Here is a 20939-nt window from a genome sequence, read left to right as displayed (position 1 = left end):
CGGGTGGCGGCTTCGCCTTACCCGGCCTACGGTTGGGTTTTGTAGGCCCGGTAAGCGTTAGCGCCACCGGGCACAACAATCAATGCGCGATCGGCTGCGCACCGTTCGGCACACGCACGTGTTTGTACTTGAACAGCGCGATGAACGCGAAGAACAGCACCAGCGAGTATGCGGCGAAGATCAGCCACACCGGCTGCCAGTTGGTGATGCCGTTGGTGGTGTACATCTCTACCACTTTACCGCTCACCACGCCGCCCAGAATACAGCCGAAGCCGTTGGTCATCATCAGGAACATGCCCTGTGCGCTGGCGCGGATTTCAGGCTTCACTTCTTTTTCCACGAATACGGAACCGGAAATGTTGAAGAAGTCGAAGGCACAGCCGTAAACAATCATCGACAGCACCAGCAGTACGGTGCCGAATGCGCTCGGGTCGCCGTAGGCGAACAGACCAAAGCGCAACATCCATGCCGCGATACTGATCAGCATGACGTTCTTGATGCCGTAGCGGCTCAGGAAGAACGGGATGGTCAGGATGAACAGCGTCTCAGAGATCTGAGAGATGGACATCATCACCGACGCATGCTCAACGATAAAGCTTCCGGCAAACAGCGGATTGTTATCGAAGCTGTGCAGGAAGGTGTTGCCGAACATGTTGGTGATCTGCAGCTCTGCGCCCAGCAGCATGGAGAAGATAAAGAAGATCGCCATCCGTTTGTTTTTAAACAGCGCGAACGCGTCCAGACCGAGCATGGTGCTCCAGCTCTGGTTTTTCTGCTGGTTTGAAACCGGAATGGTTGGTAGCGTCAGGGTGAAGATCGCCAGCAGCACGGAGAGCGCGGCACCGATGTAGAGCTGCATATGGCTCAGTTCAAAGCCTGCGAAGCTCACGCCCCACATTGCCATGATAAAGCCGATGGTGCCCCAGATACGGATTGGCGGGAAATCGGTCACGATATCCATCCCGGCAGATTTCAGGCGGTAGTAAGAGATGGTGTTGATCAGCCCAAGCGTTGGCATATAGGCCAGCGAGTTAAGCAGGATCACCATAAACATTGCCCCTGGCGTGGTCACTTCGGCCGCCATAAACAGCGTCCCCGCGCCCACCAGATGGCAAAGCATGTACAGCCATTTCGCACTTAACCATTTATCCGCCACGATACCGAGCAGTGTTGGCATGAAGACCGCCGCGATACCCAGCGAGCTGTAGACGGCACCGATTGACGCACCATCGAACTTGAGCGTCACAAACATATAGGAGCCGAGTGTAGTCAGCCAGCTACCCCACAGGCAGAACTGCAGAAACGACAATATTTTAAGCTGCAGCTTAAGGTTCATGTTACTTTCCTCACAAGTGAGCGGGAGATATGTTGTTTTTGGAACATTCAGGGTTGTTATTTGATGCAATTCTATCAGTTGGCAACGATATGTTTTGTTACCTCCCGCAAAAAAATGCAATCCACATTAATTTGCAGTTTGGATTGTGATGCAAATAACATTTTCGTATGGGTGTTCAAGTCCCCTCTCCCTTTTGGGGAGAGGGTTAGGGTGAGGGGTAGTTTTCTAGCGACGACGATAGTTCTTCTGCGCCGTATTGACCTTATACAGATAGCGGCGGGACTCCGCTGATGGGTGGCGAGTGGTGAGGGTTGAGTAAACATCCCCCGGCGCCATGCTGTTGATGATGTTTGCGGCCTGCACTTTGTCGTTCGAGAAGACGCGTAGCACGCTGCCCGCGCCGCCGTTATAGGCGGTGATTACGGCATAGCGGCGTGAGGTCGGGTTATCGATGCCGCCGAGATAAACATTGTTCAGCATCGCCAGATAGGCCGTGCCGGTATCAATGTTGCTCTGGGGATCGAACAGATAGCTACGGCTCGGCGTGCCGGATTTGCCCTGCGCGCGGAAGACATCTTTACCGGCGCTGTGCTGGACTACCTGCATCAGCCCCAGGGCGTCGGAACGGCTAACTGCGTAAGGGTTGAACGACGATTCGGTCTGCATAATCGCCAGGATCAGCGACTCATCCACGCCGTACTTACGTGATGCCTGACGCACCATGCCAAGATACTTATGCGCACGCTTGTCGAGGTGGTTCGGCACGAGGTTGATGGTGACGCTATAAATTATCTTCAGGCCGTTAGAGCGGCTCTTCAGTCGCGTCTGCAGCAGATAGTCGGCAAATTTCGTGGCGCGACCTTCCCAGCGGATTGGCTGGCCGGTTTGATCGACAACCTGACCGTACAGGAACGGCTCTTTCGAGATGGTGATATCGTCGGCATCGGAGTAGAGATCGATAGATCCCGGGTCGTCACCCATCAGCAGGGTTTTGATAATCGCCTGACGCAGTCGTGCCGCAGGGTCAGTACCCGCGATGGTTTCAATGGTGATCGTACCCTCATCAAAGTTGATGTGGCTACGGGTCAGATAGGCGTCGGTGTACTTAACGTAGTCCTTCGGTCCGGCAATAAGAACTTCGTTAAATCCCCATATGTTCTCGATGTTGTGGGCAAACTGCCCCATCAAAATGTCAAAACCGTTGGTGTCCTTGATCCAGGCTTCGTTGTAATCATCGCCTTTTTTTGACGAACAGGAGACCAGCAACGGCGCAACAAGGGCTAGCGCTAAAAGTTTTTTCATCATTCCGGGCGTGCGTGTTGTGTTTGCTTAGTCGTTGCTATTGCCCGGCGGCGCTTCGCTTGCACGGGCCTACGGTTTTGTAGGCCGGGTAAGCGCAGCGCCACCCGGCAACAGCCGCTCAATATTATTTTTCTGGAGGCGTATAGCCTTCGATATGCACGTCTTTGCCTTCAAACAGGAAGTTCACCATCTCCTGTTCCAGCAGCTTGCGGTGTTCCGGGTTCATCATGCTGAGCTTTTTCTCGTTAATCAGCATGGTCTGCTTTTTCTGCCACTGTCCCCAGGCTTCTTTGGAGATCTCGTTATAAATGCGTTTACCCAGATCACCCGGATAAAGCTGGAAATCCTGGCCTTCAGCGTCACGCTGCAGGAAAGTACAAAAAATCGTTCTGGCCATACTCATTCCTCTTTTTCTTGTCGATGCTAAACCATTGCACCGGCACGTAATTGCTGTAACAGGCGCTCCACGGGAGCCGCCAGCCCGACTGATGGCGGTTGCGCTAAGTTATACCAGAGAGCGGTGCCTTCATCCATGCACGAGGCAAATGAGGACACGGGAAGCCACATCGGCACAATATCCAGGTGGAAATGGCTGAAGGTATGGCGAAACGCGGTCAGCTGCGTCAGGTTATCGGCAGCAATACCGCGCTGTTTAAGCCATTCACGCAGCAAATCTTCATCTTCAAACTGTGGGAAGCAGTATAGACCGCCCCACAGGCCGCTCGGTGGACGCTGGGCCAGGAACACCTCGTCGCCGTGCTGCATCAGCAGCATGTAACCGGTGCGCTCCGGTAGCGTCTGCTTCGGTTTTTTCCCCGGGTATTGCGACCACGAATGGTTAGCGTAGGCCACGCAGAGAGTATTGAGCGGGCAGAGTTCGCACTTGGGTTTTGAGCGCGTGCAGACCATCGCACCCAGATCCATCATCGCCTGGTTAAAACGTTCGACGCCGTTGGCCGGGGTAACCGCTTCACTGATCTCCCACAGACGTTTCTCAACCTCTTTTTTACCGGGCCAGCCGTCCACGGCATAGCAACGTGCCAGCACGCGCTTCACGTTGCCGTCGAGGATCGGGAAATGCTTACCCAAAGAGAGAGAGAGAATGGCTCCCGCCGTTGAACGCCCGACGCCGGGTAAATCTGCCACTTCATCGAAAGTTTCCGGGAATTTACCGTTGTGGCGCGTGGCGACCTGCTGCGCGGCCTTGTGCAGATTACGCGCGCGGGCGTAATAGCCCAGGCCTGTCCAAAGGTGCAATACCTCGTCCAGCGGGGCATTCGCCAGGTCTGTTACCGTCGGGAAGCGTGCCATAAAACGCTCAAAGTATGGGATCACCGTGGCGACCTGCGTTTGTTGCAACATCACTTCGGAGAGCCATACTTTGTAAGGCGTTTTTTCAATTTGCCAGGGCAGGGTTTTACGCCCGTATTTGTCGTACCAGTCCAGCACCTGGGCTGAAAATTGAGAGGCTTGCATGGTCATCGATTCACATAATCAGGGACGCAGATTGCAGCACAGCGTCAATCTGCTGTAAACCGGATCTTTCCCATGCTTGCATAGACGCCTTAACTTTGGATAATGCCCGTTTCCCGAACATTCTCACAAGCAGACAACTCTTTTATGAAAAACGACGTCATTTCACCGGAATTTGATGAAAACGGTCGCCCGCTGCGCCGTATTCGCAGCTTTGTCCGTCGTCAGGGCCGCCTGACAAAAGGGCAGCAACATGCGCTGGACAACTACTGGCCGGTGATGGGCGTTGAGTTCAGCGAGCAGCCGCTGGACTTTGCCGGGCTGTTTGGCCGCGAAGCGCCAGTCACGCTGGAGATTGGTTTTGGTATGGGCACCTCTCTGGTGACCATGGCGCAAGCTCGCCCGGAGCAGAACTTCCTCGGTATTGAAGTGCATTCCCCGGGCGTCGGCGCGTGTCTCGCAACTGCCCATGAAGAGGGTGTAGAGAACCTGCGCGTAATGTGTCATGACGCGGTGGAAGTGCTGCACAAAATGATTCCTGACAATTCTTTAACCATGGTTCAGCTCTTTTTCCCTGACCCGTGGCACAAAGCACGTCATAATAAACGCCGTATCGTTCAGGCACCGTTTGCCGAGCTGGTGAAAAGCAAGCTGAAACTGGGCGGCGTCTTCCATATGGCGACCGACTGGGAACCTTATGCGGAACATATGCTGGAAGTGATGTCGTCTCTGGACGGGTATAAAAACCAGTCTGAAAGCAACGACTATGTTCCGCGTCCGGATTCACGTCCGGTAACGAAATTTGAACAGCGTGGCCATCGTCTTGGTCACGGTGTATGGGACTTAATGTTCGAGAGGGTGAAATAATGGCAAAGAATCGTAGCCGTCGTCTGCGTAAAAAAATGCACATCGAAGAATTCCAGGAAGTGGGGTTCTCCGTTGCGTGGCGTTTCCCGGAAGGCACCAGTGTAGAACAGATCGATCAGGACGTGGATGCCTTCATCAACGACGTGATTGAGCCCAACAAGCTGGCCTTCGACGGTAGCGGTTACCTGGCGTGGGAAGGTCTGATCTGCACCCAGGAAGTGGGTAAATGCACCGAAGAACATCAGGCGCTGGTTCGTAAATGGCTTGAAGACCACAAGCTGGAAGATGTCCGCGTCAGCGAACTTTTCGACGTTTGGTGGGACTAATAAAGCAGTCAAGGGCCAGCATTAGCTGGCCCATTTTGTCTGAGGGAGTGTTTAAGATGCGCAAAACGTTGCTGGCTGTTGCTTTGATGGCAACCGGATTCACCGCCCATGCGGAGTATAAATGTAGCGTCACCCCGCGTGATGACGTGGTGTTAAGCCCGCAAACCGTGCAGGTCAAAGGCGAGAACGGCAATCTGGTGATTACGCCGCAAGGGAACGTCACCTTTAACGGCAAAGAGTACAATCTGACAGCCGCACAGCGTGAGCAGGCGAAAGACTATCAGGCCGATTTGCGTACCGCGCTGCCATGGATTAATGAAGGTGCCCTGACGCGCGTTGAAAAAAGCCGTGTTGCACTGGATAAGATCATTACCAAAGAGGTGGGGGAGAGCAGCAATATGCGCTCCCGCCTGACGAAGCTCGATAAGCAGCTCAAAGAGCAGATGAACCGGATTATCGAGACGCGCTCTGATGGCCTGACGTTCCACTACAAGGCGATTGATCAGGTCCGTGCTGACGGACAGCAGCTGGTGAACCAGGCGATGGGCGGCATCCTGCAGGACAGCATCAACGAGATGGGGGCTAAAGCGGTCCTGAAGGGCGGCGGTAACCCGCTGCAGGGCGTGCTGGGCAGTCTGGGTGGCTTGCAGACCTCAATTCAGAACGAGTGGAAGAACCAGGAAGATGATTTCCAGCAGTTCGGCAAAGACGTGTGTAAACGCGTGGTGTCGCTGGAAGATAGCCGGAAGGCGCTGGTGGGGACGTTGAAGTAATCCTCTGCGCGCTGGGCCCCTCACCCCGGCCCTCTCCCTGTGGGAGAGGGTTAGGGTGAGGGCATCAGGCTCTGCAATTTTTGAAGTATAACCGTCAGCACTTCCTCTTCCTGAGAAGTAAATTCATTGTTCCAGAATCGCACGACTTCCCAGCCATTTGTATGCAAAAACTCTGTACGACGTGAATCGTATTTCTCTTTGCTTTGATGTTGCCCTCCGTCGAGCTCAATAATCAATTTCGCCTTAAAACAGGCAAAATCTGCAACATACGGCCCAATCGGCATCTGGCGGCGAAACTTATAGCCAAAGAACCGACGACCTCTAAGCAAATACCAGAGGCGAAATTCTTCGGGCGTCATTTGTTTGCGAAGTTGTTTTGAGTTTTCCATCCCCACACTCTGCCAGCCTTTCCCTCAGCTGGCAGAACGGGATGCAAAAACCTGAATTAGCCTTCAGGAATCGTCGGCGAGGAACAGCTCAAGAAGGGAATTTAAGAACAGTTTGCCGTGCTCGGTGATCCGCCAGTAATCTTCACACTCAGTCAGATACCCCTGCGCCAGCGCCTCGTCAATCTGAGGACGAATCACTGACTCCGGCAGACCGGTGTAACGCGCAAATTCCGCGCGCGGCGCGGCTTCCAGCAGGCGGAAGCGGTTCATAAAGAACTCAAACGGTTTATCCGCCGCCTCAACGTCGTGCTGGCGCTCGAGATAACGGCCTTCCATATACCCTCGCGGGTGGCGGGTTTTGGCGGTACGCAGAATGCGACCGTCCGGGAAAGTCACCTTACCGTGCGCGCCGCAGCCAATTCCCAGGTAGTCGCCAAAACGCCAGTAGTTAAGGTTGTGCTGACACTGATACCCCGGTTTCGCATAAGCAGACGTCTCGTACTGCTGATACCCCGCAGCGGTTAACAACTGGTGGCCCTGCTCGAAAATATCCCACAGCGCGTCGTCATCCGGCAGTACCGGAGGACGGGAACCAAACAGCGTGTTGGGTTCAATGGTGAGCTGATACCAGGACAGATGCGGCGGGTTAAGTTCAATCGCCTGACGCAGATCGTCCAGCGCTTCGTCGAGCGACTGGTCCGGCAGGCCGTGCATCAAATCGAGGTTAAAGCTGCGCAGACCCAGTCCTGTCGCCAGGTTTGCCGCACGCTTTGCTTCCTCGGGACCGTGAATGCGCCCCAGGCGCTTCAGTTTTGGCTCGCTAAAGCTCTGCACGCCGATGGAAATACGGTTCACGCCTGCACGCTGATACTCGACAAAACGATCGGCCTCAACGGTACCGGGGTTGGCTTCCATCGTAATTTCAGCATCCGCGGCCAGGCTCAGGCGCGCACGCACGCCGTCCAGCAGCGTCTGCATCGCCGGGCCTGACAGCAGGCTCGGCGTACCGCCACCAATGAAAATGGTCTTAACTTCACGTCCCTGTGCGTAAGGTACATCGGCGTCCAGGTCAGCCAGCAGATGCGCAACGTAGTCATCGTGCGGCACTTCACCTTTCAGCGCGTGCGAGTTGAAATCGCAGTACGGGCATTTCTGCACGCACCACGGGATGTGAATATAAAGACTCAGAGGTGGCAAATTAGCCATTACGCAGTGCTTCCAGTAACAGTTTCAGTGCGCGCCCACGGTGGGAAATCGCGCTTTTCTCTTCGCGGGTCAGTTCCGCTGCGGTTTTGCCCTCGGACGGGACAAAGAAAATCGGGTCGTAGCCAAAACCGCCGTTGCCCGCAGCTTCACGGGTAATCACGCCCGGCCAGCTACCGTGGCAGACGATCGGCGTCGGGTCCTCTGCGTGACGCAGATAGACCAGCACGCAGTGGAACTGTGCGGTCCGCTGTTCGTCCGGTACGTCTTTCAGGGCAACAAGCAGCTTTTCCAGATTCTGCTGGTCGGTTGCATCAACACCGGAATAACGAGCAGAGTAAATCCCCGGCGCGCCGCCAAGAAAATCGACGGCCAGACCGGAGTCATCGGCAATGGCGGGCAGACCGGTAATCTGCGCGGCATGGCGTGCTTTCAGGATCGCGTTTTCAATAAACGTCAGCCCCGTCTCTTCGGCAGAATCTACGCCAAGATCGGTCTGAGCGACCACATCCAGCCCAAAATCATTTAATAGCGAGGCCAACTCGCGCACTTTACCGGCGTTTCCGGTCGCGAGAACAACTTTCTGCATGGTTTAGTCCTGTTCTGTCAAAGCCGCGACTTCCGTCGGGATGGATTGCGGGTTGAGGATTTTTACCTGTTTATGCCGCCCCAGTTCGCCTTTTTCAATGATGACCTGGCTTTTGGCCACGCGAAACTGTTTTGCCAGATATTTGGTCAGATGCGCGTTTGCCTGACCGTCAACCGGCGGGGCGGTGATGGCGACTTTTAACTCGTCGCCATGCAGTCCAACAATACTGTCACGGCTGGCTTTCGGCTGAATATACAGCCGCAAAACCAGCCCGTCAGCGCAGGTGCTTACGGCACTCATAGCGCCATCCACAGCCCCGGCAACAGCATGTCGCCCGTAGACTGCAGCAGTTCAGCGATCCCCATGTTGATCACATAGAGCAGCAGAACCAGAATCATCGGGGAGAAGTCGATGCCGCCCATAGAGGGAAGTAAGTTACGGATCGGACGCAGCAGCGGCTCGGCCAGCTGAATTAGGGCATACTCTACCGGGCTACGCCCCTGGCTCACCCAGCTCATGATGGCCATCACCAGCAGCACCCAGAAAATCAGCAGACCGACGGTTTTGATCAGAATCAGCACGGCGGCAATCCAGATAATCGGCTGGAAGGTGATGACCATAAACAGCACGATGGCTTTGATAACGCTAAGAATAAACGCTACCAGCAGCGAAGCGCTGTCGATGGGACCCATGGCCGGTATAATGCGGCGCAGGGGCCCGACAATAGGTTGCGTGATTTTCACGACAAACTGGGAGAACGGATTGTAAAAATCACAACGGGCCCACTGCATCCAGACGCGCAGCAAAAGCGCCATCGTATAGAGCTCAATGACCGTTGAGAGCAGGAAAGTCAACGTCTTCATGGCGTTCCTCAGGTTTCCTTATTATTTGGAGTAGTCGCGCGCACCGAAAATGGCGGTACCGATGCGCACCATAGTGCTGCCTGCCGCGATGGCGGCTTCCATATCATCCGACATGCCCAGAGAAAGCGTGTCTACCGTGTTGTAGCGCGCTTTAAGCGCCTCAAATGCTACAGCCATTTGCTGTGCCACGGCAAACTGCCTTTCATAACTTGACTCTGGCGCCGGAATAGCCATCAGCCCACGCAGGGTTAAGCGTGGCAGGGCGGCCACGTCTGCGGCCAGCGCATCCAGCTCGCTCAGCGCAATGCCAGACTTGCTGTTTTCGTCGCTGATGTTGATTTGTATCAGCACGTTAAGCGCTGGCATCTCTGCCGGGCGTTGTTCGTTCAGGCGTGTGGCAATGCGCAGACGGTCAATCGTATGGCACCAGTCGAAGTGCTCAGCCACCAGACGGCTTTTGTTCGACTGCAGTGGACCAATAAAGTGCCACTGAAGATCCGTATTCCCCTTTTCCCGGAAGTCGCGAATTTTATCCACGCCTTCCTGCACGTAGTTCTCACCAAATGCGCGCTGGCCTGCATCAATCGCTTCTGCGATGGCGCTCGCAGGCTTGGTTTTGCTGACTGCAAGGAGCGTAATTTCTTCTGAAGCACGGCCGCAACGCGTTGCGGCAGCTGAGATTTTGTCCCGGACCTGTGCCAGGTTATGCGCAATGTCGTTCATTTTCCGAGGAGTAGTCTATGGATGTGGGAGAAATGGTGGCCCTTAGTGTAAAGCATAACGTCTCCGATCTACACCTGTGCAGTGATTCGCCACCCCGCTGGCGCCGGTCAGGACGCCTTGAACCCGCGCCGTTTCCGCCGCCTGATGTCGGGGCGTTATTAAAAGCGTGGCTCAATGATGAGCAGCAGGGAAGCTGGTGGGCTCACGGTCAGGTCGATTTTGCCGTGACGGTGGCAGAAGGCCAGCGTCTGCGCGGGAGTGCGTTTAAGCAGATTAACGGGGTGTCCATCGCCCTGCGGTTGCTGCCACGCACCTGTTCGCCACTCTCTTCGCTGGGCGTGCCGCGTGCCATTCCGGAACTGTTATCCAGTGACAACGGGTTGATTCTGGTGACGGGGGCGACCGGCAGCGGCAAATCCACCACTCTGGCGGCGATGGTCGATTTTCTCAACCACCATACTGACGGGCATATCCTCACGCTTGAAGATCCGGTGGAGTATCTGTACCGGAGCGAACGCTGCCTGATTCAGCAGCGGGAAATAGGTCAGCACTGCCCGTCTTTTGTCGAGGCGCTGCGCGGAGCGTTACGCGAGGATCCAGATGTGATTTTGCTGGGGGAGCTGCGTGATGCAGAGACGATCCGTCTCGCGTTGACGGCGGCGGAGACCGGGCATCTGGTGCTGGCGACACTGCATACGCGGGGTGCCTCGCAGGCCATTGAGCGGCTGGTGGACACCTTCCCGGCGCAGGAGAAAGACCCGGTACGTAACCAGCTGGCCGGTAGCCTGCGTGCGGTGCTGGCACAGAGGCTGCTTCCCGACCTGCAGGGTGGGCGTGTCGCGCTGTATGAACTGCTGGTGAATACCCCGGCGGCGGCAAATCTGATTCGAGAAGGAAAAACGTGGCAACTGCCCGGTATCATTCAAACAGGCCAGCAGGCGGGAATGCAGAACTTTGATCAAAGCGTGGCGGAGAGACGGGCGCAGGGGCGGCTATAGGCCCCTGAGATTAATAGCCCTGTTCGAAATAGCTTTCGAGGATGATGACGGCAGAGGCGGAGTCTACGCTGCCTTTGTTGAGCGCCCGGAAGCCGCCGTGCTCAAAGAGGCCAGCACGCGCTTCGACGGTGCTAAGACGCTCGTCGTGAAGCTTCACGGAGACGCCAAAGCGGCCATGGATTTTATTGGCGAACTTACGCGCGCGGGCGGTAAGGGGTTGTTCGGTGCCGTCCATATTCAGCGGCAGCCCAACGATAACATCATCCGGTTGCCACTCTTTCAGCAGTCGTTCGATAAGATTCCAGTCAGGCGTGCCGTCGTTGGCCTTCAGGGCCGTGAGCGGACGCGCGGTACCGGTGATGCGCTGACCCACAGCGACGCCAATGCTTTTGGTACCAAAATCAAAGGCCAAAAGTGTTCCGCTCATCAGGCGTGCCCCGCGACACCAGGCATGGTCAGAATATCAATGCCAATCAGTTTTGCCGCATCGCGCCAGCGATCGGCTATTGGGGTTTTAAACAGAATATTCATGTCCGCTGGTGCGGTAAGCCAGGCGTTATCGAGGATTTCCTGCTCAAGCTGGCCTTTCTCCCACGACGAGTAACCCAGCGCCACCAGCACTTCGGAAGGCTGTTCTGCGGTACCCAGCGTTTCGAGCACGTCGCGCGAGGTGGTGATCACGGTGTTATCGGAGATGCGGATACTGGAAGAGAATACCGGCGGGGTATGCAGGATAAAGCCGCGATCTTCTGCAAGTGGTCCACCCAGCATCACCGGTTTATCAAGCCGGATCTCCGGCAGTCGCGCTTCAGCCGGGATTTTCAGCTTGTCCAGAATCCCTTCAACCTGCAGGTTTTCCAGCGGCTTATTGATGATAATGCCCATCGCGCCGTCTTCATTGTATTCACAAATATAAACCACGGCGCGGCGAAAAATCGGATCCTGGAGAGCAGGCATGGCAATAAGAAAGTGATGCTGTAAATTCATTGTCAGAGGTACTGTTTCCTGGTTTAAAAAGCGACAGCGCCCAGTATGGGGATAAAGCCGGGCGCTGTCACAGATTATTTCTGTAAACGTTTTTCGATAGCGTCCATCAGCATTCCGGTGATCGAGATCGGGAACTCCGCTTCGATTTCGCGAATGCAGGTTGGGCTGGTGACGTTCACTTCCGTCAGGCGATCGCCAATGATGTCCAGGCCAACAAAGATCAGGCCTTTGGCTTTAAGCGTTGGGCCCACGCGGCGGGCAATTTCCCAGTCGCTTTCGGTCAACGGGCGCGGCTCACCGCGTCCACCGGCCGCCAGGTTACCGCGCGTTTCGCCACCCTGTGGGATACGTGCCAGGCAGTAAGGTACGGGTTCGCCATCCACGACCAGAACGCGTTTGTCGCCATCTTTAATGGCGGGCAGATAGTTCTGGGCCATGCAGTAGCGGGTACCCAGTTCGGTCAGGGTTTCGGCAATCACGCCAATGTTCGGGTCGCCTTCCTTCACGCGGAAAATAGACGCGCCGCCCATGCCGTCCAGCGGCTTCATGATGATATCGCCGTGTTTTTGCCAGAACTCCTTCAGCTGAGCTTTGCTGCGGGTCACCAGCGTTTCAGGCGTCAGGTCTGAGAACCAGGCGGTATAAAGCTTCTCGTTGCAGTCGCGCAGGCTCTGCGGCTTATTGACGATCAGCGTCCCTTTCTCTTCGGCACGCTCAAGGATATAGGTGGAGTAGATGTATTCGGTGTCGAACGGCGGATCTTTACGCATCAGAATAACGTTGAGATCGGCCAGGGCAATATCCTGCTCGGTGCCAAACTCGTACCATTTGTCGTAGTTCTGCTCGACGTTAACGATGCGGGTACGCGCGCGGGCTTCACCGTTGATCAGGTAAAGATCGTTCATCTCCATATAGTGGAGCTCATAGCCGCGACGCTGCGCTTCCAGCAACATAGCGAAGCTGGAATCTTTCTTGATGTTAATGTTTGCGATGGGGTCCATCACGATGCCGAGCTTAATCATGTTCTTCTCCGTTTATACTTCAACCCAGATCGCCAAACCGTACCTGTAGCGCGGTAATGGCCGTGAGTGCCGTTGTCTCAGTGCGCAGAACGCGAGGTCCCAACAGAATATCAGTAAACTGGTAACGCGCCGTCATCGCAATTTCGTCCGCCGACAGGCCGCCTTCGGGGCCAATCAGCAGGCGTACACGTTCAACGGGCAGCGGCAGCGTATTAATGCTGGCGCTGGCGCGCGGATGAAGATTGAGCTTCAGTCCGCTCTCCTCTTCGGCACACCAGTCCTCCAGGTCCATTGCCGGGCGGATCTCCGGTATGCGGTTGCGGCCGCTCTGTTCACACGCCGCAATGGCAATTTTCTGCCACTGCTGGATCTTTTTGTTCAGACGTTCCGCATCCAGTTTAACGCCACAGCGCTCGGAAAAAAGTGGCGTAATGAGGCTTACACCCAGCTCAATGGATTTTTGAATGGTGAATTCCATCTTTTCCCCGCGGGACATCACCTGGCCCAGGTGGATGTGCAGCGGCGATTCACGGTCGTCCACTTCACCGCGCAACACATTCACATGCACGCTTTTTTTATCCGCCCGGGTGATTTCCGCCTCGAAAATCTGATTAGAGCCGTCGAAAAGCTGTATTGCCTGGCCAGCCCCCATGCGCAGCACGCGGCCAACGTGGTTGGCGGCGTCGTCAGACAGGGCGATTTCGCGACCTGCGGTAATCAGTTCAGGGTGGTAAATGCGAGGAATGCGCATAGTCAGAAATTCCATATGTCATGCGAGATAAGCGAATTGCCGTAGTGTAGGTTAGCTCTTTTGCGCCTGGCAAGCCCGCTGGACGTACGGGTTATGATTCCCCTGGACTCTGGCGATGCGTTCGTCGCGCTGACATTCCCACTCCGTCACCGGATATTGCTTATCCCACGCATTGAACAGCTGCGTCTGCTGACGGGAGAGGTTGAGGTCGTAGCGGTCACGCATGTAGAAGTAGGTGCGGGCGATGCTGCCGCGCGCGCGGGCAGGCGGCTCGGCGACTTTTTCTTTAAAATCCACCTTCATGCCGCACTGGCCATATTGGCCTTCGCCACCGTTCCACTGGCTGTACATAAAGTTGCCGCGGTCACCGTTCACTTCACCCACGGCAGGCTGCAGGTTATGCATATCGCTTTCCATCTGGCGGTAGACAGGATCTTTAGAACAGTTTTTACGACCGCCATCCTGCCAGCACTGGCGCAGGTGGCCAAACTGCCATGCCGGAACGACATGCTCCCATTCGATGCGGCTGGCGCGGTTTTCGTTTTTACGCACCTTATAGCCGCAGGACTCCAGGTCCACGACCCCTTTTTTACCCTGCCAGTTAATTTTACAGCCGCAGTAGAAATCGCCCGGCACATCGGCGTTCACCTTCACGCCTGCTGCCTTGGCCTGGGAAAAACTGTTGATACCATCGGCCAGAGCATGGCCTGAGAACGCTGTCGTCAGAAAGGCGACCGCGAGAGAAAAATTACGGGACATCTTACACTCCGTGTCAAAACGAGCCCGCAACGTAACGAATGTTTTTCCTGTATGCAATCAGTCAGATCAGGAAAGTTCCTGAATGTTCAAATGATTACTCCGCAATAAGCGGTTCGCCGCATTTGACGCAGCGGTAGGTCGCTTCGCCGCGGACCACGCGATTATGGCGGCGGACGGTAAGCTGATGCTGCTGACACTGGCAGCGGTAGGGGAACGTATTGCGACGTACAGATTCCAGCTCGAACTGATGAGTTCTGCGCGCCGGAACGCCCAGTACTGCCTCCATCATCCACTTCCACTCTTTTCCGTGCGGCGCGACGCGACCAAAATGTTTCCACACCAGGAGGTGAGCCAGCTCATGCGGCACCACTTCCTCAATAAACGCCTGCTGGTTTTCCATCATCAACACCGGGTTCAGGCGGATCTCATACGATTCCAGCCAGGCAGTACCCGCCGCGGTGCCACGCTGCTGATAGACGAGCTTCGGTTCAGGGTAATTCCGATCGAGCTTCAGGTTCGCCTGGGCGAGTTTTTCCCGCAGGCTGCGCATAACGGCTTGCTGAAGGGCGATGGGGAGACGGGGAGCTTTCATAGGGGCAGAGCATAAAGCGCGAAGCGGGGAGGCGCAAGAGGCGCCTCCCGCAAGAGGATTAGTCGTGTGCGCCGATTTCGCGCAGTGGACGACCTTTCATCAGGTTACGTTCAATATGTTCCAGTGAAACATGTTTGGTTTCTGGAACCAGCCAGATGGTCAACACAATAAAGAAGATGTTCAGACCGGCGTAGACCCAGAAGGTGTTGGCATTGCCCAGGGTATTGAGCATGGTCAGGAACGTCGCGCCGACGATCATGTTGGCAATCCAGTTGGTTGCAGTTGAGCAGGTGATACCAAAATCACGCCCTTTCAGCGGCTGGATCTCAGAACACAGTACCCAAATCAGCGGACCGGCGCTCATCGCGAACCCGACGATAAACATCAGCAGCATGCCTACCGCAAAATACTGTGCGGTTGGGGAGTGGATGCCGACGTGCATCATGGTACCCAGCACGCCCATACCGATCGCCATGACCAGGAAGCCCAGCGTCAGGGTCGGTTTACGTCCCCAGCGGTCCACCAGGCCGATCGCGATAAAGGTCGCCAGCACGTTGGTCAGGCCGACGATGACGGTGCCCCACATCTGCTCGGTGGTGTTGGTATAACCCGCCAGCTCAAAGATTTTTGGCGCGTAATACATGATGACGTTCATCCCGGTGAACTGTTGCATCACCTGCAGCAGCACGCCGAGGAATACTGCGCGACGGAAGTTGCTGTTCTCTTTAAACAGCGCCCAGCCAGACTGCTTCACCTTCAGGCTTTCGCGGATCTCTTCCAGCTCGTTTTTCGCCTCCGCACTGGTGTCGCGCAGGCGCAGCAGCACCCGTTCGGCATCGTGGAAGCGGCGCTTTGCGGCAAACCAGCGTGGGCTGTCCGGCAGGAAGAAGACGCCAATCAGCAGCAAAATGGCCGGGATGATGATCACGCCAAGCATCCAGCGCCATGCGCCGCTGTAGCTGAACGCGGTATCGGAAAGATAAGCCCCGAGAATACCGATGGTAATCATCAGCTGGTACATCGAAATCATACTGCCGCGAATTTTCTCTGGCGCAATTTCAGAGAGATAGAGCGGGGCGGTGTAGGACGCGACGCCGACGGCCAGCCCCAGCAGTACGCGGGAAAGAATAAGCACTTCAACGTTAGGGGCGGCAGCAGAGAAGAGTGAACCGGCGACGAAGAGAATGGCACCAATCATTAGGCTCTTTTTACGTCCGAGCTTGAAGGAGAGCCAGCCGCTGCCGACAGCACCAACCGCTGCGCCAAACATCATCGAGCTGACCACCCATTCCTGGGTATGCGCGTTAATCTGGAATTCGTCTGCGATGAAGGGAAGGGCGCCAGCAATCACGCCGATATCCAGGCCAAAAAGTAAACCTGCCAGGGCGGCGAGGAAGCAGACGAAGAATGTCATCGCCTTGTTGGACGTACGCCCCTGTTTTTTATTGTCAGGCATTATGCCCTCCAGTTGGGTTATCAGTTTTATTGATGTTAAGGGTAGGTGAGTGACCCGTAAAAATATGTGAGATTAATCACATTGGTGTAATCGGTTACACTGGTGTGTAACCGTAAAAATTATTAAAGCTTTGAAAATATAGAGGTAAATGAGGTGATATGCATCGCGAAAGAATACATTTCAGACTTAACTGAAAGGAAATGTAACAGCACAAGAAATGCCATCACGCAAAGAGATTATTCCGAAAGCGAGGTACATGGACTGGCGTGTAAGCGGTTCCAAACATAAAAAAAGCCAGCACAAAGGCTGGCTTTTTTAACGCTCTTGTCAGTCGATTATTTCAGACCGGCAGCTTCACGCAGCAGGGCGGCTTTGTCGGTTTTTTCCCATGGGAAATGTTCACGACCAAAGTGACCGTATGCCGCGGTTTCTTTGTAGATTGGGTGCAGCAGATCCAGCATCTGAATCAGTCCGTATGGACGCAGGTCGAAGAACTCGCGTACCAGCAGGGTCAGCTGTTCTGAAGGCACTTTCTCGGTACCGAAGGTTTCAACCATGATGGAGGTTGGCTCAGCCACGCCGATGGCGTAAGAAACCTGAATCTCACAGCGGTCAGCCAGGCCGGCAGCAACGATGTTTTTCGCAACATAACGTGCCGCGTATGCCGCAGAGCGGTCAACTTTAGACGGATCTTTACCAGAGAACGCACCGCCGCCGTGACGTGCCATGCCGCCGTAGGTATCAACGATGATTTTACGTCCGGTCAGACCGCAGTCACCCATTGGGCCGCCGATAACAAAGCGTCCGGTTGGGTTGATGAAGAATTTGGTCGCAGAGCTCAGCCATTCGGTCGGCAGAACCGGCTTGATGATCTCTTCCATCACGGCTTCTTGCAGGGATTTCTGGTCAATCTCTTCGGAATGCTGGGTAGACAGTACCACCGCATCGATGCCAACGATTTTGCCGTCATCGTACTGGAAGGTGACCTGGCTTTTTGCATCCGGGCGCAGCCACGGCAGGGTGCCGTTTTTGCGTACTTCAGCCTGACGCTGTACCAGACGGTGCGCGTAGGTGACCGGGGCTGGCATCAGCACGTCGGTTTCGTTGGTCGCGTAGCCAAACATCAGGCCCTGGTCGCCCGCGCCCTGTTCCAGTGGATCGGCACGGTCAACGCCCTGGTTGATGTCTGGAGACTGTTTGCCAATGGCGCTCAGCACCGCGCAAGAATTGGCATCAAAGCCCATATCAGAATGCACATAACCGATTTCACGCACCGTGTTACGGGTGATCTCTTCGATATCAACCCATGCGCTGGTGGTGATCTCACCGCCAACCAGAACCATGCCAGTTTTGACATAGGTTTCGCACGCGACGCGCGCTTTAGGATCCTGCGCCAGGATCGCATCCAGCACCGCATCGGAGATTTGGTCAGCAATTTTATCAGGATGTCCTTCTGATACGGACTCGGACGTAAACAGGTGTTTTGCCATGTTTTATTTCACCTAAGAGGAATTTGGTTAGCTCAAGCTGCTGTGTGGAATAGCCAAAGGAGATAATTCTACCAAGGCCTGCAGGTTTTTGACACTGGCAGTATGAGTGTTAATCAGTATAGATGGATTAACATCTGGATGGCTATTTTAGGTCACTTCTTCGCCCGATTTCCAGTTTTTTTTGATTCATCTCTCACGGCGTTGAAATGTCTGCTGGAAATTTTTCCTGACGGCGCTGGCAACCCACGCATTTTTGTTTTGCTTTTTAGCCCCCTTCTCGGTATAAAACGCGGCGCGCGGCTCATACAAAATAAGCGCTCGATGAACTCATCGAGTCGCCACTTCCAGCCGGGTTAAGCAGTGAACTTTTAGCTTTGGCTTGGGGTCCGTTTCAGCAGAGGCGGCCGTGGAGGTGATACGAGATAATGAACCATCGTTTTCCGCTAATTCAGCGCAGCCGTTCTGGCGCGCATTTGATTCCCGCAACCCGCATTTCTAGTCTGCAAACCTGCCGATGTTATACCCATCTCGGCGCTTCTCAGGATTCCAGGGCCGGTCAGGCTGTGTGAAAACTGAACAAGGGCGCTCTTGTTAATACAAGAGTTTTCTCGTGGTTTCGCCGAACCTTGTCATACAGAGTTCGGATACGTGTTTTACAATGATATGAATAAGAAACCGGTCGCACGGTCTGGATTTCAGCATACTCTGCTGGGAAACGGAGCCGTTTATGGGTTGTTATCGCCGTATAACGCTGCGATAGTAGTCAACTGTTTTACACTTAATACAAAGAGTTGAGGTTCGCTATGTCTGACGACATGTCTTCTTTTTCGCCTTCGTCAGCGGGCGAACAGGGTGTACTACGTTCTATGCAGGAGGTTGCGATGAGCTCCCAGGAAGCCAGCAAGATGCTGCGCACATACAATATTGCCTGGTGGGGCAATAACTACTACGACGTCAACGAACTGGGCCACATCAGCGTTTGCCCGGATCCGGACGTCCCTGAAGCTCGCGTGGACCTCGCCAAACTGGTGAAAGCCCGTGAAGCTCAGGGCCAGCGTTTGCCTGCACTGTTCTGCTTCCCGCAGATCCTGCAACATCGCCTGCGTTCTATTAACGCCGCCTTCAAGCGCGCGCGTGAATCCTACGGCTATAAAGGCGACTACTTCCTGGTTTACCCGATTAAGGTGAACCAGCACCGCCGCGTGATTGAGTCCCTTATCCACTCCGGCGAGCCGCTGGGCCTCGAAGCCGGCTCCAAAGCGGAGCTGATGGCGGTTCTGGCGCATGCGGGCATGACCCGTTCGGTCATTGTCTGTAACGGCTACAAAGACCGTGAGTACATTCGTCTGGCGCTGATTGGCGAGAAGATGGGCCACAAGGTCTATCTGGTTATCGAGAAGATGACTGAAATCGCGATCGTGCTGGAAGAGGCTGAACGTCTTAACGTGGTGCCACGCCTCGGCGTGCGTGCGCGTCTGGCGTCTCAGGGTTCCGGTAAATGGCAGTCCTCCGGCGGTGAAAAATCCAAATTCGGCCTCGCGGCGAACCAGGTACTGCAGCTGGTGGAAATTTTGCGCGAGCGCGGTCGCCTGGACAGCATTCAGCTCCTGCACTTCCACCTCGGTTCGCAGATGGCCAATATTCGCGATATCGCCACCGGCGTGCGTGAATCAGCCCGTTTTTACGTTGAGCTGCACAAGCTTGGCGTGAATATTCAGTGCTTCGACGTGGGCGGTGGCCTGGGTGTGGACTACGAAGGGACCCGCTCGCAGTCTGACTGCTCGGTGAACTATGGTCTGAATGAATACGCCAATAACATCATCTGGGCGATCGGTGATGCCTGTGAAGAGCACGGCCTGCCGCACCCGACGGTGATCACCGAATCCGGTCGCGCGGTGACCGCGCACCATACGGTGCTGGTCTCTAATATCATCGGCGTTGAGCGTAGCGAAATTTCCGAAGCGACGCCGCCGCAGGATGATGCACCGCGTTCCCTGCAAAGCATGTGGGAAACCTGGCAGGAGATGCACGAGCCGGGCACGCGTCGCTCCCTGCGCGAATGGCTGCACGACAGCCAGATGGATCTGCACGATATTCACGTCGGCTACTCTTCAGGCACCTTCAGCCTGCAGGAGCGTGCGTGGGCGGAGCAGCTTTATCTGAACATGTGCCATGAAGTGCAGAAGCAGCTCGATCCGAGCAACCGCGCGCACCGTCCGATTATCGACGAGCTGCAGGAACGTATGGCGGATAAAATTTACGTCAACTTCTCGCTGTTCCAGTCGATGCCGGATGCATGGGGTATCGACCAGCTGTTCCCGGTTCTGCCGCTGGAAGGGCTGAACCACGCCCCGGAACGTCGCGCGGTGCTGCTGGACATCACCTGTGACTCCGACGGTGCTATCGACCACTACGTTGACGGCGACGGTATCGCCACCACCATGCCAATGCCGGAGTATGACCCGGAGAACCCGCCGATGCTGGGCTTCTTTATGGTCGGGGCGTACCAGGAGATCCTCGGCAACATGCACAACCTGTTCGGTGATACCGAAGCGGTTGACGTGTTTGTCTTCCCTGACGGCAGCGTGGAAGTTGAGCTGTCTGACGAGGGGGATACCGTGGCAGACATGCTGGAATACGTTCAGCTCGATCCGAAAACGCTGCTGACCCAGTTCCGCGACCAGGTGAAAAACACCGGTCTCGACGATGCATTGCAGCAGCAGTTCCTGGAAGAGTTTGAGGCGGGGCTGTACGGGTATACTTATCTCGAAGACGAGTAATTATTCCGCCAGCTGAATATGAAAAGGGTCTGACCGTGGTCAGACCCTTTTTTATGGCTACATGAAAACCCCGCCGGTGAACGACGGGGAGAGGGGGGTTAACTCAGCTGTTCGTCCTGGAACGTAATGGTCACCTTCGCATAGATATTAATTGGCGTTTCCGCCATTAGCGGCAGCCACTGCTTCGGCTGGGCTGTTGCGCTCATATCACCGTTCCACTGCTTGTGCTCAGGCGTTTTCGGCATGTCCATGCCGGTCTG

25 protein-coding genes are annotated in these 20939 nt (G+C 55.2%); 7 read left to right on the top strand and 18 right to left on the bottom strand.

The genetic code is table 11. The features are described 5' to 3' along the window. Positions 1-79 precede the first annotated feature (79 nt). The 4 genes from L383_RS09465 to mutY all read right to left on the bottom strand — a co-directional run bounded on the left by L383_RS09465 (position 80) and on the right by mutY (position 4114). Positions 80-1336, bottom strand: a complete 1257-nt coding sequence (locus L383_RS09465; RefSeq protein WP_014885202.1) for a nucleoside permease — start codon at positions 1334-1336, stop codon at positions 80-82. A gap of 225 nt (positions 1337-1561) precedes the next feature. Then, positions 1562-2638, bottom strand: coding sequence for a membrane-bound lytic murein transglycosylase MltC (gene mltC / locus L383_RS09470; RefSeq protein WP_014885201.1), 1077 nt, complete (start codon positions 2636-2638; stop codon positions 1562-1564). Positions 2639-2762: 124 nt separating this feature from the next. Beyond that, positions 2763-3035, bottom strand: a complete 273-nt coding sequence (locus tag L383_RS09475; RefSeq protein ID WP_003862425.1) for an oxidative damage protection protein — start codon at positions 3033-3035, stop codon at positions 2763-2765. Between the two features lie 26 nt (positions 3036-3061). Beyond that, positions 3062-4114: an A/G-specific adenine glycosylase gene (gene mutY / locus L383_RS09480; protein ID WP_014885200.1), complete on the bottom strand. Its 1053-nt coding sequence runs from the start codon at positions 4112-4114 to the stop codon at positions 3062-3064. 144 nt (positions 4115-4258) lie between these two features. Here mutY and trmB point away from each other — a divergent pair, with 144 nt between their 5' ends. Genes trmB through L383_RS09495 form a run of 3 tightly spaced genes read left to right on the top strand, consistent with a single transcriptional unit; the run spans position 4259 to position 6077 of the window. Then, positions 4259-4978, top strand: a complete 720-nt coding sequence (trmB, locus tag L383_RS09485) for a tRNA (guanosine(46)-N7)-methyltransferase TrmB (RefSeq protein ID WP_014885199.1) — start codon at positions 4259-4261, stop codon at positions 4976-4978. Then, positions 4978-5304, top strand: coding sequence for a YggL family protein (locus tag L383_RS09490; RefSeq protein WP_014885198.1), 327 nt, complete (start codon positions 4978-4980; stop codon positions 5302-5304). The genes trmB and L383_RS09490 overlap by 1 nt, the downstream gene beginning before the upstream one ends. A gap of 56 nt (positions 5305-5360) precedes the next feature. Further along, positions 5361-6077 carry a YggN family protein gene (locus tag L383_RS09495; RefSeq protein WP_014885197.1) on the top strand — a complete coding sequence of 239 codons (717 nt, stop codon included), beginning with the start codon at positions 5361-5363 and terminating at the stop codon, positions 6075-6077. Between the two features lie 50 nt (positions 6078-6127). Here the strand turns inward: L383_RS09495 and L383_RS09500 are convergent, their stop codons facing one another. The 6 genes from L383_RS09500 to L383_RS09525 form a co-directional block, all read right to left on the bottom strand. Beyond that, positions 6128-6466 (bottom strand): endonuclease domain-containing protein, encoded by a 339-nt coding sequence (locus L383_RS09500; protein WP_023331282.1) that lies wholly within the window; start codon positions 6464-6466, stop codon positions 6128-6130. Between the two features lie 63 nt (positions 6467-6529). After that, positions 6530-7672, bottom strand: coding sequence for a radical SAM family heme chaperone HemW (gene hemW / locus L383_RS09505; RefSeq protein ID WP_023331281.1), 1143 nt, complete (start codon positions 7670-7672; stop codon positions 6530-6532). After that, the gene (locus L383_RS09510; protein WP_023331280.1) at positions 7665-8258 is read right to left on the bottom strand and encodes an XTP/dITP diphosphatase; all 594 of its coding nucleotides are present in this window, start codon (positions 8256-8258) and stop codon (positions 7665-7667) included. Before L383_RS09510 ends, hemW begins: the two co-directional genes overlap by 8 nt. Before the next feature lie 3 nt (positions 8259-8261). Continuing rightward, positions 8262-8558, bottom strand: coding sequence for a DUF167 family protein YggU (gene yggU / locus L383_RS09515; protein WP_014885193.1), 297 nt, complete (start codon positions 8556-8558; stop codon positions 8262-8264). Then, a complete protein-coding gene (locus tag L383_RS09520) occupies positions 8555-9121 on the bottom strand; it encodes a YggT family protein (RefSeq protein ID WP_014885192.1) in 567 nt (188 codons plus the stop codon). Before L383_RS09520 ends, yggU begins: the two co-directional genes overlap by 4 nt. Before the next feature lie 21 nt (positions 9122-9142). Then, complete coding sequence (locus tag L383_RS09525) at positions 9143-9844, bottom strand: YggS family pyridoxal phosphate-dependent enzyme (protein WP_014885191.1); 702 nt, start codon at positions 9842-9844, stop codon at positions 9143-9145. A gap of 17 nt (positions 9845-9861) precedes the next feature. Between L383_RS09525 and L383_RS09530 the strand changes: the two genes are divergently transcribed. Further along, positions 9862-10842: a type IV pilus twitching motility protein PilT gene (locus L383_RS09530; RefSeq protein WP_023331279.1), complete on the top strand. Its 981-nt coding sequence runs from the start codon at positions 9862-9864 to the stop codon at positions 10840-10842. A 10-nt stretch (positions 10843-10852) separates the two neighbouring features. On the opposite strand, the gene ruvX is transcribed toward L383_RS09530, so the two are convergent. The 8 genes from ruvX to metK all read right to left on the bottom strand — a co-directional run bounded on the left by ruvX (position 10853) and on the right by metK (position 17899). Next, the gene (gene ruvX, locus L383_RS09535) at positions 10853-11269 is read right to left on the bottom strand and encodes a Holliday junction resolvase RuvX (protein ID WP_006811925.1); all 417 of its coding nucleotides are present in this window, start codon (positions 11267-11269) and stop codon (positions 10853-10855) included. Beyond that, positions 11269-11829 carry a YqgE/AlgH family protein gene (locus tag L383_RS09540; RefSeq protein WP_008499752.1) on the bottom strand — a complete coding sequence of 187 codons (561 nt, stop codon included), beginning with the start codon at positions 11827-11829 and terminating at the stop codon, positions 11269-11271. Before L383_RS09540 ends, ruvX begins: the two co-directional genes overlap by 1 nt. Before the next feature lie 74 nt (positions 11830-11903). Then, positions 11904-12851 carry a glutathione synthase gene (gene gshB / locus L383_RS09545; protein WP_023331278.1) on the bottom strand — a complete coding sequence of 316 codons (948 nt, stop codon included), beginning with the start codon at positions 12849-12851 and terminating at the stop codon, positions 11904-11906. Positions 12852-12870: 19 nt separating this feature from the next. Then, positions 12871-13602: a 16S rRNA (uracil(1498)-N(3))-methyltransferase gene (gene rsmE / locus L383_RS09550; RefSeq protein ID WP_023331277.1), complete on the bottom strand. Its 732-nt coding sequence runs from the start codon at positions 13600-13602 to the stop codon at positions 12871-12873. Positions 13603-13653: 51 nt separating this feature from the next. After that, the gene (gene endA, locus L383_RS09555) at positions 13654-14361 is read right to left on the bottom strand and encodes a deoxyribonuclease I (protein WP_023331276.1); all 708 of its coding nucleotides are present in this window, start codon (positions 14359-14361) and stop codon (positions 13654-13656) included. A 94-nt stretch (positions 14362-14455) separates the two neighbouring features. Beyond that, positions 14456-14953, bottom strand: a complete 498-nt coding sequence (locus tag L383_RS09560; RefSeq protein ID WP_032629486.1) for a SprT family zinc-dependent metalloprotease — start codon at positions 14951-14953, stop codon at positions 14456-14458. 58 nt (positions 14954-15011) lie between these two features. Further along, entirely contained in the window at positions 15012-16409 is a 1398-nt protein-coding gene (gene galP / locus L383_RS09565) for a galactose/proton symporter (protein ID WP_014885185.1), read from the bottom strand. Positions 16410-16744: 335 nt separating this feature from the next. Beyond that, on the bottom strand, positions 16745-17899 hold the full coding sequence (metK, locus tag L383_RS09570) for a methionine adenosyltransferase (RefSeq protein ID WP_014885184.1): 1155 nt from the start codon (positions 17897-17899) through the stop codon (positions 16745-16747). A 138-nt stretch (positions 17900-18037) separates the two neighbouring features. Between metK and L383_RS0124080 the strand changes: the two genes are divergently transcribed. The 3 genes from L383_RS0124080 (at position 18038) to speA (ending at position 20679) form a co-directional block, all read left to right on the top strand. Beyond that, a complete protein-coding gene (locus L383_RS0124080) occupies positions 18038-18256 on the top strand; it encodes a hypothetical protein (protein WP_014885183.1) in 219 nt (72 codons plus the stop codon). Between the two features lie 306 nt (positions 18257-18562). After that, on the top strand, positions 18563-18694 hold the full coding sequence (yqgB, locus tag L383_RS25140) for an acid stress response protein YqgB (protein WP_127312443.1): 132 nt from the start codon (positions 18563-18565) through the stop codon (positions 18692-18694). A gap of 8 nt (positions 18695-18702) precedes the next feature. Continuing rightward, entirely contained in the window at positions 18703-20679 is a 1977-nt protein-coding gene (speA, locus tag L383_RS09575; RefSeq protein ID WP_014885182.1) for a biosynthetic arginine decarboxylase, read from the top strand. Positions 20680-20939: the final 260 nt, after the last annotated feature.

Origin of the sequence: Enterobacter sp. MGH 37, assembly GCF_000534515.1 — a bacterium.
GTDB classification, from domain to species: Bacteria; Pseudomonadota; Gammaproteobacteria; order Enterobacterales; family Enterobacteriaceae; genus Enterobacter; species Enterobacter kobei.
Note: the sequence above shows the minus strand (reverse complement) of the source record. Positions and strands in the feature narration are given on the sequence as shown.